This is a genomic window from Ammoniphilus sp. YIM 78166, assembly GCF_004522215.1.
In the GTDB taxonomy this organism is placed as follows: Bacteria; Bacillota; Bacilli; order Aneurinibacillales; family RAOX-1; genus YIM-78166.
This window is the reverse complement of sequence record NZ_SDLR01000019.1, coordinates 21,483-32,159: the sequence shown is the minus strand read 5'-3', so window position 1 is coordinate 32,159 and position 10,677 is coordinate 21,483. Positions and strand designations below refer to the sequence as shown.

The following is a 10,677-nucleotide window of genomic DNA, read 5'->3' as shown; positions in this document are numbered from 1 at the left end:
AAAATGACGACATCATAGACGCCGTATGATTCACTCATCACACGCTTGAGCCAAAATGGCGACATCATAGACGCCGTATGATTCACTCATCTCGGGCCCAAGCCAAAATGACGACATCATAGACACCGTATTAATTGCCCGCAGCTTTCTCCAAACGGAGTTTTTTCCGCGCTGCAGCCCGCTACTCTCTCACATTCCTTCACAATCCTCCTCATCAAAAAAATCCGATAGGCTTCAGCCTATCGGATTTTAACTTTTCTTAACGGTCTTTCTTCCCACCACGGAAAGCCATTGCGGGCTTACGTCCAGGTGCCTGACCTTGACCCTTGCCATGTCGAGGCTTGCCTCCGCGGTCGCGATCCGGTTTTCTGAAGTCCATCTTTTTCTTCTTGGCACGAAGAGGGGCTTCCTCAGTCAGACGAACCGGCGTGCTGTCTGGTTCCTTTGTCAGCATCTTAAGAGCTGAAGCAACAAGAATAACAGAGTCTACATCATCCAATAGCTGTTCAGCCAATGACTTATAAGCTGTGTATTCGCCCTCTTGGACGGTTTCCATCAGTTTTTCGATGGTGAGGCGTTGCTGCCCTTCGATGGCTTCCGCCAGGCTCGGTACTTGACGGCGATCCATCTTCCGCTTAGTGATACGCTCGATTGTTCTAAGATGTTCAATCTCTCTCGGGGTGACAAAAGATAAAGCCAACCCGGTTTTCCCTGCACGACCCGTTCTACCGATACGGTGAACATAACTCTCGGGATCTTGCGGGATATCAAAATTATAAACATGGGTGACGCCGCTGATATCCAGACCTCTTGCAGCTACATCCGTTGCGACCAAGACTTCGATCGTTCCTTCTTTAAACTTTCTTAGTACACTGTCACGCTTGGCTTGGTTAAGATCCCCGTGAATCCCTTCAGCCGTGTAGCCTCTTTTGGTTAAAGCTTCCGATAATTCGTCTACCCGACGCTTCGTGCGTCCAAACACGATAGCCAATTCAGGAGCATGAATGTCCAGCATACGGCATAGTACATCGAACTTCTGCTTTTCGGGCATCTCCATGTATTGCTGTTCAATATTTGGTACCGTGACCTCTTTCGCTTTTACTGCGATCACTTCTGGCTCGTTCATGAATCGAACCGCTAGCTCTTGAATCGCCTTAGGCATAGTGGCTGAGAACAGTAGCGTTTGTCTTTCTTCCGGGATCTCAGATAGGATCAATTTAATATCATCGATGAAACCCATATTTAGCATTTCATCAGCTTCGTCCAAAACGACCATCTCAACAGCATTCAGTCGGATGGTTTTTCTTCTCATATGATCCATAAAACGTCCAGGAGTAGCCACAATGATCTGAGGTCTTAGCTTTAGCGCCTTTATCTGGCGATTCATATCTTGACCACCATAGATTGGAAGGGCACGAATTCCTTTGAACTGAGCAATTTTATTCAATTCTTCTGCTACCTGAACAGCAAGTTCACGCGTTGGCGTTAACACCACGCCTTGGATTTGGTCTACTTCTTCGCGAAGACGGTCTACCATCGGGACACCGAAGGCAGCGGTTTTTCCTGTACCGGTCTGAGCTTGGCCGATTAAATCTTTTCCCTTAAGCGCTACAGGAATGGTTTGGGCTTGAATCGGCGTCGCCTCTTCAAATCCCATGCTGCTAATTGCCCGAACCGTTTGTTGGTGAAGTCCAAAATCATAAAAAGTTGCCAATTTTTGTCAATCTCCTTTAAGCTTGTTTTCTGTTATTATTTACCTTATTAAAATTTCCTAAAAAAAGGGCATTATTCCAAATAAGGAATATTGCCCTTTGATCTCATATGCCAAGAGATTTAGCGGCGAACAAGGTTAGCTGCTGAGGGTCGCATTTTCGCTCGCCTTTTTTTGCTAAAGATAACCTTACCATGATTGCTAATAAAAAGCAAATCACTTCACACTTTACATTTACTCTCTGTCGTAATAGAATACAAACTACCGATAGTTAGTTTACAGATGAGGTGCACACATGACAGCTGATAAAATTAAACAAGTCGCCATGGTCTTATTCGGGAGAAACGGGTATGAGGAAACCTCCCTAGTTGATATCGCAACAGGTGTAGGGATCAAAAAACCTTCAATATATAATCATTTTCCTAGCAAAGAAGCGATATTTACGGCCATTCTTAACGAGGTTCTCGATCGTCAACTAGACCGGTTAGAAACCCTGATGAGTGATATCGCTGATTTCTCCGTTGAAGAAAAATTAAGGCATATCTTTCAGCAATTTTGTGAGGTGTTTGGGACTACTCAGGAAGGGCTTTTCTGGAAGAGAGCGATATTCTTTCCCCCAGAACCCTTTAAGGAAGAGATCAAAGTTAAATTTATGAACTTCGAAAATAAAACGGATAAATTATTGGGCGTTCTTTTTGAAGAAGGGATTTCTCAGCAGAAAATTAGAAAGCTAAACTTGAATATTCTGTTGGCCTCTTTTTACTGTTTTGTTGACGGATTGTTTGTGGAGCATCATTACTATGAACCTGAAGAGCTGAAGTTTCGAATGGAAGCTTCGTGGCAGGTCTATTGGTCAGGAATTCAAAATCATGAAGGAGGTTAACATGGCCTGGTTTTACATTGGTCTTGCCGGAATATTGGAAGTCGTTTGGGCTCTTGGGCTGAAATTTTCCAATGGTTTTTCTCTTCTAATACCTAGCATTATAACTTTAGTAGCCATTGTTTCGAGTTTTTTCTTGTTTTCAAAGTCTCTGAAAGACATTCCTGTTGGTACCGCGTATGCCATATTCACTGGAATAGGCGCAGCTGGAACGGTTATCTATGGAATGCTTTTTCTTCATGAATCTGTCCATATTGTTAAGATCATTTTAATTACGACTCTCCTCACTGGAATTATTGGTTTGAAGCTCACTTCAGACCAGGATGCTGGAGAGGAAGATTATCAGGCGAGGTGAGTGAGGTGGAATGGGTTTATTTAATTGTTGCTGGGATTTTTGAAGTTATTTTTGTTACTTTCATGAAATTATCTAATGGTTTCTCTAGGCTTACCTACTCGATTGCCACCTTTATCGCTGGCGCTCTGAGTCTTTATTTACTCTCCCTCGCTCTCCTTTCATTACCTGTAGGTTCTGCCTATGCGATCTGGACTGGAATAGGAGCGGCTGGGAGTGTCATCATCGGTATGTTGTTTTTTAGAGAGTCAAAGTCTTGGAAAAGAATTGTTTTTCTTTCCTGTATACTAATTAGCGTGATTGGACTCAAGGTGACAAGTTTTTAGCTAGAGCAGCTGACCTGCTTTAGCTTTTTTTAGGCTTCCTAAAATTAAAGCGTTTACAAAAGTGGTGAAATACGATAAAATTGAAGTAGGACATGTTGGGATAACCTACGACGTAATATGTCCCAATATACAAGGAGGAGGTCATGGATATGAAGGACTACTGTGTACGCTGTCACGAAGAACTTGCTATCATGGAAAAGAACAGGAGTGAGTGCTGGGAATGTCAGGATGACATGTCCGTGACATACTCAGACGACGCAATGGAATTCGAGTAAAAAAAAGAGTGTAGAGACCCGGTCTCTACACTCTTTTTCTTTGTATTATAAACAGTAAATGGAGGCAAGCGTATGCTCTGATTAGGACCCCACAGGTCCATAATCAAAAACTAACCCTCCTCTGACAACATTAGACGAGGAGGGCTGGAAAAAGATTGCAAATTTTTCTCAAATTAGGAACTCTCTTCATCGGTCTGCACTTTCATCTCCCACTCTTCATCTACCCTACCTTCTGGTGAAAAAGAATAGTCCGCATAGCTGGTAAAAGGGGTCCCTTTTTTCTTCAATGGCTGCATCAATCCTTCTTGAATATACCACTCATCTGACTCGTACATCACTCATCCTCCTTTTCTTGTTCCTACAGTTTAGGATGGGATGAATTGGATTTCGCTATTCATGCGGAATAATAATATAAGATGCTGTGATAAGGGATGTAGTAAGTTCTTTCATTATATTGAAACTCTATATAATCCATGGCTAATCGGATAACCCGACCGGTTAAGACCTCTCTTCCCGTAGTGATGGTAATGATCTTTCCTTGCTCGATTCGGAGTTGCTGAATAAAGGAACGGCCGTAAACTTGCTTGAGGGCTTCACTGTGATTTTCTAATCCTGGTACATAGTAATCCTTCCATTTCAAGTGCATCCCCCCTTTCATTCTACAGATTATGCAGCGTAACAGTTTCCGACCCAAACCAAAACAAGGATGCCATTGTATAGCATCCTTGTTCAACGCTCTTTATATTGAGAACATCTTTGTACGGTGGTAATTAACTTTCTTTCTTATCTTTGCTTTTTCTTTCCCGGTACAACTTGCCTGGAGCAGTAATCTTTCATTAAAACAATACCAATAACAATGCCACTCATAACGTAGTCTTGCCATAATTCCCATATCGGCCTCTGCTTCAAAATAATGTAATCTTATTCTAGTCGATTTTTGTCAAATTTTGAATCATGACATTAGACCTATCTTTTGGGAAGGAATAGTTCGCTTTCGAACTCTTCGTATAAGACCGGATCGAGAAGTTGTTTTGCCCGTTCATTCAATTGGCGATGAGTAGGATATTCAGGTAATAGGAATGGTTCTTGGTCCTGATACACGACTCCCTTAGTAGAATGAATCCGATTCTCAAGCAGAAGCTGATAAAACTCCTCGTGGTCATTTGACAAAGCCCAAAATTTCCAGTCATTGACTTTATCCCATATTACCTTCATCGCAAACTCCTTTCTAATCCCGGCTGAAAAAACTTGTCCTTACAGAATATGGTGTTTATTTCGGCATATGCACAAAAAAAGAGCGGTGGACCGCTCTAATAGGAAACTACCTGGACATTATAGTTATATAAAAGTCGTACTTGCTGTTGGACTTTTTGTTCAAGTTTGGATCGATCCGCTCCATCGGCAGCTTGTACACGAATCCTCACCGTTGTACCCAGGAGATCCACTTCTGCGTCCTGAACGCCTGGTATCCCCTTAACCAGGTCACGAATTGATTGCTCTACCTGATATTGAGCGCTTTGGAGAGCTTGTCCGGAAAGTCCCGCTCGAACTCTTTCATCGTAGACCCTTGTATCCATTCTGGAATTTGAGGCTGTTCCTGGTTCCATATACTCGTTCGTTTCGGTACGATTTTGGATTAAATATTCTGTTCGGTTATCTGACATCGTTTGCGATTGGTTCTGGTCCACACCCGCTTGAGGCATATTTCCACAAGCACTCAGGAGTAATGCACTTAGAATGGGCAGCCACCAACTTTTACTCATGGATTTCAAGAAAGCTCACCTCCTACCTCTAGTATCCGCCTACCGAATAAGATTACTCCTCTTCATCGCCCTCAATTTGCCTTTTACAGTCTTTTACAAAACGAACCATTCCCGGATAACTCTGCCTAATACCTATCACGGCAAGGGGGCGGCCTATCCCTACCCAGCCATAGCGACGAGAAAGAGCCCCGCCAATCTTCGCTACTCGGTTGATATGGGGAAGGGCAAGAAAAAAGCGATATTGCTCCCTATGTCCGCCGTTTCGTTCAAGCATGGATAGGAAGCTTTCGCGAACAAGATCCATCTCACGTCCAAGCCCCATGGTATACACACGATTTCCCCATTCATCGACCCCTTTATAGAAAAGAGAGCCAATAAAATATCCTTCCGTCCTGTCGAAATCATACAAGCTAAGCAACTCCGCCTTAGAGGGAATACGATCCATAGGAAGAAAACCTAAATGAACGTGTGCAGCAATAATGGAAGAGTGAGCACTCCCATAGCAACAATACACAATATTCATGTGCTTTTCTCTCCATTTACTTTATGAAAACGCCATTCTGCTGCCGATTTACCAACCTGTTCTAGCGCATGAATCCACGCCAAACGGCAAGCTTTTTCTGCAAGACCTACTCCGCTTACATGAATCTGGTTCCCTTGAAGATCAGTTCCGGCTCGTAGAATCTCCCCAAACTTAATCTTTGATGGCACTATTAGATCCTGTCCAAGTACCTCTTGCGCCTTCTTCCATGCTTGTTCCCCTTCATCTAAACTATAGTAGAGTACATTCATTGACTTCTCCGTATTTTTGTTTTTTGCCACACCCCAAAGTGCTGTCACAGATTATCCACATCCGTGAGTGTCGAATTAAGTCGAAGTGTGTTATAATGAAAAAGTATTTGAAAATCACAACATTATTATTTGTCTATATACATTATTTTTTATGAAAGGAGACGATGTCATGAATATCACCTTGATGGAAAGAAAATGCAAACAATGCGGAGTAAAACTAACGGAGTACGAAGCAAGAGAGAAAGCAGGACTGTGCATGGATTGCTATAGTGAAGAGCATAATGTACCCAAAAAGAAAACTGAAGTTACAGTCTCTCGTACGAAAAGCAAACAGTTTATTACTACGATTCGCTAAACCATTGCCTATTTTTACACGGAACGGACAAACATCCAATCCTAAGGATTACTTCTAGCATAAGATACAGTAATCCAGTGCAGCACAGGCTGGGGGAAGGATAATATGCCCTTCAAGAGCCTCAAACACCTCCTTTTTCCAAATTTAACGGTACCTACATCTAGGTATCGTTCTTTTTTTGTGCTTTGTTAATTTGGGGAGAGAAACGGTCTTAATCCTTTATGTAAGCGCATAGCTAATCCCTTTTCCGCATTGCCAACTCCACACATTCCCTTTATTATTTAATTACATATAGAAAGAGGTGTGGACATGATCTTTGTAAGTGTCATTTTGCCCGTTCTTCTTATTTTTCTGAGCGGCTACATTATCCAACGAATTTTTCAGCTCGATCTAAAACCAATAACAACCGTGGCCATTTATATCTTATCCCCCGCGCTTGTATTTCGAACCTTTTATGTTACATCTTTAGATATCCAGCTTTTTTATATTGTAATCATCTCTATGCTCCTACTCGTTGGACTTATCGGGATAACAATTATCACGTCTAAATATTTTAAATATGACAAAGAGCAAGAAAGCGCCTTAATGCTTTCTACCGCCTTCATGAACAGCGGCAATTATGGAGCTCCAGTGATTCTTTTTGCACTGGGACCTGTAGGATTTGACTATGCTGTCACGATAATGGTGTTCCATTCCATTATCATGAGCGTATTTGGCGTCTATTTTGCCTCTCGCGGCCAGAATGGAGCGGGGATTGCCATCAAAACGGTTTTAAAAATGCCAACGAACTATGCTGTTATCTTAGCCGTTTTCCTTCATGAACTGCATATTCAAATTCCAGAAAACTTCTTCCAAGCGATTGATCTAGTAGCGAATGCAGCTATCCCATTGGTTATGATTATTCTTGGCATGCAACTGGCTAACGTCTCTACCAAGGTGATTGAATGGAAAGGAATTAGTGTTGCAACCGGGATTCGGCTCGTTGCTTCACCCGTCCTAGCCTATTTTATCTGTCTGCTCTTTCCGCTTGATCCTATCCTGCAAAAGGTGCTGATCATCCTTGCCGCCATGCCATCGGCTGCAACCACGACCATGTATGCTGTTCAATTCAATGCCAAGCCTCAGTTTGTTTCATGCAGCACACTGATTACTACCTTGCTAAGCTTTGTCACCCTTACATGCTTGTTAAACTTATTACAATAGGTCAAAAAACTGCCACTTTAAGCAATTAAAGCGGCAGTTTTTGCTAATAGATCCACCCATTAAAGAACATACCTAAGACTCCCAGCCCAATAGACCAATATCCGAGAGTCTTTGCCTTGCTGAACAGCGTAATGGCTCCGAGAACAATAGCGGCTCCTCCCATAAGGAATGGCCACCACATAAAAGCAATCGCACCCAGTGTGATACCAAGCCATCCCATCCATTGACCCGATGAATCCTGTTCAGGAGTTAGTATCTCTTTCTCGTTTGTATCTGTCATTGAATTACACCCCCTTTTTATTTATCTCCGATGATGCCGCCCGCAATTCGATCACCAGAGTTCCCTGAGGGATCTGTCACCTGATCATCCTCTCCTGCGTGTATGATGATCGACTTGCCGAGCAGGGAGTATTCATTCGATTTGCTAAGGCTTGCTTTGACTAGAAATTCAGTTTGCTTTGCAGAGCCATCCGGTTTCACGACAAGGTTCCTCATATCTCCGACATGCGCTCCCTGCGGATTCTTTAACCCGTGTTGAGCTCCTGTCGGGTTAAAGTGGCCGCCTGCTGACTGAAAGTCGGTTCCTTCAAAAGCCTTCTCGTGAATATGGAAGCCATGCTTGCCAGGGGAAAGGCCATTTACTTGAACATGCAGGCGTACACCAGTTTTCTCTTGGGTGAGCAGCGCCTTCCCTATTTTATCTCCATTGGCATTGATGATCTCCACCGTACGGGCTGTCACAGAATCCACGACAGCCATAGCAGGATCTTCTGCATGTCTTGTCGTATTACATCCAAGTAACATAGCAACTGAAAAAAGGCCCATCCATACGCAAAGGGCTACTCTCATAACTTAGGTCTCCTTCTCCAATATCAGTTTACAACCATTTTGCCCATAAACAGCTATTATTATCATTTATGTGATAAAATGGAAATAAACTAGAAGTAGGTGACTTATCCATGAAAATAGTCAGTGCTTGCTTAATGGGATGCGAGTGCAGGTATGATAAGAAATCCAACCCTTTTGACCTCGCCTTCCAGCTCGTACAAAAGGGAAAAGCTATCCCCGTTTGTCCGGAGCAGCTTGGTGGTTTGCCTACTCCTCGAAACCCAGCTGAGATCGTAGGTGGAGACGGCTTTGATGTCTTAGATGGAAAAGCCAAAGTGATAGATAACCAAGGAAATGATGTGACCCAGCATTTCTTGGATGGGGCTTATCAAGCTTTGCGCATGGCTCAAACCGTCGGGGCAACTAAGGCCATTCTCAAGGAGAGAAGCCCTTCTTGTGGAAGCCGCCAGATCTATGATGGAACCTATACGAAAACGAAGAAATCAGGAGTCGGGGTTACCGCCGCATTGCTAATCAAAAATGGAATTGTGGTCGCATCCGAGGAAGAACCAGATCAAAGTTAGATGGGAGGCAATACATGAGCGAGAGGCGAAAAAGGCAAAAACAAAAATTCAATTTTGGGGACATTGTCCGTGTGAAGGGTTATGAAACTGAATTATTTCAAATCGCCTGCTTCACTTCCGTCTACTACCATTATCCCGATGCCCTTTATAAAGAATATACCTACGAGCTATCCCGAATCCCCGACGAAGAGTGGCTCGAGGCGTTTGAAGAAGAGTTAACCTTAGTTTGCACAGCAGAACAAGCACAAGATCTGTTGCGAAGCTATCAAGCCAAGACAAGACCCAACACGACAGCCCCACAGTTCCCTAGTATTCAAGATCAAATCGACAAGCTGCTCGACGACCACATTACATTCATGGAACTCTATACCCTACTGGGTGATGAAGATTATAAATCCTTGGCTTATCTCGCGTTTGACGAATTGAAGGAATTAATCGCCAAAAAAAAGTGAAAACATGGAGGTGTCCCACCTACTGGGGCACCTCCATTTACCTTATCTTGAGCGCAATGTGGAACCGTTGTCTCTTTCCAAATAAGGGGCAGCTTGCTTAATCCGATACACGCGCCCCTCCGGTGTCCACTCCGGAACCGCCGGTCCTCTTGCAGGACCCCAGATATTGCTATTGGGCTCATGTACCCGCGAATAACGGTGGTAGTTAGGATTTCCCCACCCCCGCGCTTCATCCGTCACATCTCGATTACTATTGTTAGTCGTCCTCATAACCCCTGCTTGATTTCCTGACATATAGCTTGTTCGATTTCCCCACAAAACATCTCCACCTGGACTTGCTGGTGCACGATCCCCTCTGAAGAGACTGGGGCTTCCCGGCCTAGCATACGGTGCCCGGTTCCATCTATCTCCTGCTGTTTTAGTCCACTCATTTCGGTTTCTCTCAACAAAATTGGCACTTCCCGACCCGAACTCACCGCCTTGATTCATGGTCGTACTCATGCCATTCAGATTTTGGTTTTGATTGGTTCCAGCTTGGTTAAAACCACAGCCGGTAAATAAGAAAGATGCAAAACAGAGGCTGGCCAAGGTACCCATCCATTTTTTCTGCATCCCTTCACCTCCCAATTAAATATTGAGTCTTAGGTGTAGGGTCTCCTCTTGACTGGGATTTAGAGCAAGTAAATAGATCCAGGAGGGTGGTGATGCACTCCCGGCGCGGCGACGCCAGAATTGGGCGCCACCCAGACGATCGAGCGATCCGACTGCCTTTTCGGGCGCTTCGGCTCGGCTTTTGGGCGAGGCGGCACCGGAATTGGGCGACCCAGACGTTCGGGCGAGGCGATAAATTGAGGCTTAGCAAGCAGCCCCGGCTACTTGGCATCATTACCGGTTCGGGAGCAAGTTGCTTGCTTTCGTGATCAAACAGCTTCAATAATTTGAAATTGTATCAGGTACGTGAACAAACGATACCAACTCGTGAGCAAATGCCACTTATCCGTGAGCATATCCAAAATTTTGTGAGCATCCGTCCACGAGCGAGAGTATTCGGGGCAAAAAAAGGGTATAGACGAAAAACAAAAGCGGAATTACTGAAAATTCAGCTTGGAATTAAAGCTTCTAAACCGAATTTTAAATTGCACTTCTAAAAAGTAGA

At 43.8% G+C, this 10,677-nt stretch carries 18 protein-coding genes; 8 read left to right on the top strand and 10 right to left on the bottom strand.

The genetic code is table 11. The features are described from left to right. Positions 1-259 precede the first annotated feature (259 nt). Positions 260-1,714, bottom strand: a complete 1,455-nt coding sequence (gene cshA / locus EIZ58_RS31870; protein WP_134705073.1) for a degradosome RNA helicase CshA — start codon at positions 1,712-1,714, stop codon at positions 260-262. 292 nt (positions 1,715-2,006) lie between these two features. Between cshA and EIZ58_RS31865 the strand changes: the two genes are divergently transcribed. The 4 genes from EIZ58_RS31865 to EIZ58_RS35005 all read left to right on the top strand — a co-directional run bounded on the left by EIZ58_RS31865 (position 2,007) and on the right by EIZ58_RS35005 (position 3,544). Then, on the top strand, positions 2,007-2,594 hold the full coding sequence (locus EIZ58_RS31865) for a TetR/AcrR family transcriptional regulator (protein WP_134705072.1): 588 nt from the start codon (positions 2,007-2,009) through the stop codon (positions 2,592-2,594). 1 nt (position 2,595) lies between these two features. After that, positions 2,596-2,946 (top strand): DMT family transporter, encoded by a 351-nt coding sequence (locus EIZ58_RS31860; protein WP_134705071.1) that lies wholly within the window; start codon positions 2,596-2,598, stop codon positions 2,944-2,946. A 5-nt stretch (positions 2,947-2,951) separates the two neighbouring features. Next, entirely contained in the window at positions 2,952-3,269 is a 318-nt protein-coding gene (locus EIZ58_RS31855) for a DMT family transporter (protein ID WP_134705070.1), read from the top strand. A gap of 149 nt (positions 3,270-3,418) precedes the next feature. Further along, positions 3,419-3,544, top strand: coding sequence for a hypothetical protein (locus EIZ58_RS35005; protein WP_255438493.1), 126 nt, complete (start codon positions 3,419-3,421; stop codon positions 3,542-3,544). A gap of 173 nt (positions 3,545-3,717) precedes the next feature. Here EIZ58_RS35005 and EIZ58_RS34055 read toward each other — a convergent pair whose 3' ends face one another. From EIZ58_RS34055 to EIZ58_RS31830, 6 genes are all read right to left on the bottom strand, one after another. Then, entirely contained in the window at positions 3,718-3,879 is a 162-nt protein-coding gene (locus tag EIZ58_RS34055) for a hypothetical protein (protein WP_167578098.1), read from the bottom strand. Between the two features lie 59 nt (positions 3,880-3,938). After that, positions 3,939-4,184 (bottom strand): DUF2642 domain-containing protein, encoded by a 246-nt coding sequence (locus tag EIZ58_RS31850; RefSeq protein ID WP_167578097.1) that lies wholly within the window; start codon positions 4,182-4,184, stop codon positions 3,939-3,941. 326 nt (positions 4,185-4,510) lie between these two features. Beyond that, positions 4,511-4,759 (bottom strand): hypothetical protein, encoded by a 249-nt coding sequence (locus EIZ58_RS31845; RefSeq protein WP_134705068.1) that lies wholly within the window; start codon positions 4,757-4,759, stop codon positions 4,511-4,513. A 95-nt stretch (positions 4,760-4,854) separates the two neighbouring features. Further along, the gene (locus EIZ58_RS31840; RefSeq protein ID WP_134705067.1) at positions 4,855-5,316 is read right to left on the bottom strand and encodes a heavy-metal-associated domain-containing protein; all 462 of its coding nucleotides are present in this window, start codon (positions 5,314-5,316) and stop codon (positions 4,855-4,857) included. 43 nt (positions 5,317-5,359) lie between these two features. Continuing rightward, positions 5,360-5,830: a DUF3189 family protein gene (locus EIZ58_RS31835; RefSeq protein ID WP_134705066.1), complete on the bottom strand. Its 471-nt coding sequence runs from the start codon at positions 5,828-5,830 to the stop codon at positions 5,360-5,362. After that, the gene (locus tag EIZ58_RS31830) at positions 5,827-6,147 is read right to left on the bottom strand and encodes a hypothetical protein (protein ID WP_134705065.1); all 321 of its coding nucleotides are present in this window, start codon (positions 6,145-6,147) and stop codon (positions 5,827-5,829) included. Before EIZ58_RS31830 ends, EIZ58_RS31835 begins: the two co-directional genes overlap by 4 nt. Positions 6,148-6,268: 121 nt before the next feature. On the opposite strand from EIZ58_RS31830, the gene EIZ58_RS31825 reads away from it, so the two are divergent. Continuing rightward, complete coding sequence (locus EIZ58_RS31825; RefSeq protein ID WP_134705064.1) at positions 6,269-6,454, top strand: hypothetical protein; 186 nt, start codon at positions 6,269-6,271, stop codon at positions 6,452-6,454. 309 nt (positions 6,455-6,763) lie between these two features. Beyond that, positions 6,764-7,657: an AEC family transporter gene (locus EIZ58_RS31820; protein ID WP_134705063.1), complete on the top strand. Its 894-nt coding sequence runs from the start codon at positions 6,764-6,766 to the stop codon at positions 7,655-7,657. 43 nt (positions 7,658-7,700) lie between these two features. On the opposite strand, the gene EIZ58_RS31815 is transcribed toward EIZ58_RS31820, so the two are convergent. Together EIZ58_RS31815 and EIZ58_RS31810 are read right to left on the bottom strand one after the other, a co-directional pair. Continuing rightward, complete coding sequence (locus EIZ58_RS31815) at positions 7,701-7,937, bottom strand: C4-dicarboxylate ABC transporter (protein ID WP_134705062.1); 237 nt, start codon at positions 7,935-7,937, stop codon at positions 7,701-7,703. 17 nt (positions 7,938-7,954) lie between these two features. After that, positions 7,955-8,506: a superoxide dismutase family protein gene (locus EIZ58_RS31810; RefSeq protein WP_134705061.1), complete on the bottom strand. Its 552-nt coding sequence runs from the start codon at positions 8,504-8,506 to the stop codon at positions 7,955-7,957. A gap of 110 nt (positions 8,507-8,616) precedes the next feature. Between EIZ58_RS31810 and EIZ58_RS31805 the strand changes: the two genes are divergently transcribed. Both EIZ58_RS31805 and EIZ58_RS31800 read left to right on the top strand, forming a co-directional pair. Beyond that, positions 8,617-9,069, top strand: a complete 453-nt coding sequence (locus EIZ58_RS31805; RefSeq protein ID WP_134705060.1) for a 2-thiouracil desulfurase family protein — start codon at positions 8,617-8,619, stop codon at positions 9,067-9,069. 14 nt (positions 9,070-9,083) lie between these two features. Next, complete coding sequence (locus EIZ58_RS31800) at positions 9,084-9,521, top strand: hypothetical protein (protein WP_134705059.1); 438 nt, start codon at positions 9,084-9,086, stop codon at positions 9,519-9,521. Between the two features lie 42 nt (positions 9,522-9,563). Here EIZ58_RS31800 and EIZ58_RS31795 read toward each other — a convergent pair whose 3' ends face one another. After that, entirely contained in the window at positions 9,564-10,133 is a 570-nt protein-coding gene (locus tag EIZ58_RS31795; RefSeq protein WP_134705058.1) for a hypothetical protein, read from the bottom strand. Between the last annotated feature and the right edge of the window lie 544 nt (positions 10,134-10,677).

Bases quoted from the DNA above. Each gene is read 5' to 3' on its own strand.
- EIZ58_RS31815 (WP_134705062.1), bottom strand. From the start codon at position 7,937: ATGACAGATACAAACGAGAAAGAGATACTAACTCCTGAACAGGATTCA.
- EIZ58_RS31845 (WP_134705068.1), bottom strand. From the start codon at position 4,759: ATGAAGGTAATATGGGATAAAGTCAATGACTGGAAATTTTGGGCTTTG.
- EIZ58_RS34055 (WP_167578098.1), bottom strand. From the start codon at position 3,879: ATGTACGAGTCAGATGAGTGGTATATTCAAGAAGGATTGATGCAGCCA.
- EIZ58_RS31865 (WP_134705072.1), top strand. From the start codon at position 2,007: ATGACAGCTGATAAAATTAAACAAGTCGCCATGGTCTTATTCGGGAGA.
- EIZ58_RS31800 (WP_134705059.1), top strand. From the start codon at position 9,084: ATGAGCGAGAGGCGAAAAAGGCAAAAACAAAAATTCAATTTTGGGGAC.
- EIZ58_RS31820 (WP_134705063.1), top strand. From the start codon at position 6,764: ATGATCTTTGTAAGTGTCATTTTGCCCGTTCTTCTTATTTTTCTGAGC.
- EIZ58_RS31860 (WP_134705071.1), top strand. From the start codon at position 2,596: ATGGCCTGGTTTTACATTGGTCTTGCCGGAATATTGGAAGTCGTTTGG.
- EIZ58_RS31825 (WP_134705064.1), top strand. From the start codon at position 6,269: ATGAATATCACCTTGATGGAAAGAAAATGCAAACAATGCGGAGTAAAA.
- EIZ58_RS31795 (WP_134705058.1), bottom strand. From the start codon at position 10,133: ATGCAGAAAAAATGGATGGGTACCTTGGCCAGCCTCTGTTTTGCATCT.
- EIZ58_RS31805 (WP_134705060.1), top strand. From the start codon at position 8,617: ATGAAAATAGTCAGTGCTTGCTTAATGGGATGCGAGTGCAGGTATGAT.
- EIZ58_RS31810 (WP_134705061.1), bottom strand. From the start codon at position 8,506: ATGAGAGTAGCCCTTTGCGTATGGATGGGCCTTTTTTCAGTTGCTATG.
- EIZ58_RS35005 (WP_255438493.1), top strand. From the start codon at position 3,419: ATGAAGGACTACTGTGTACGCTGTCACGAAGAACTTGCTATCATGGAA.
- EIZ58_RS31835 (WP_134705066.1), bottom strand. From the start codon at position 5,830: ATGAATATTGTGTATTGTTGCTATGGGAGTGCTCACTCTTCCATTATT.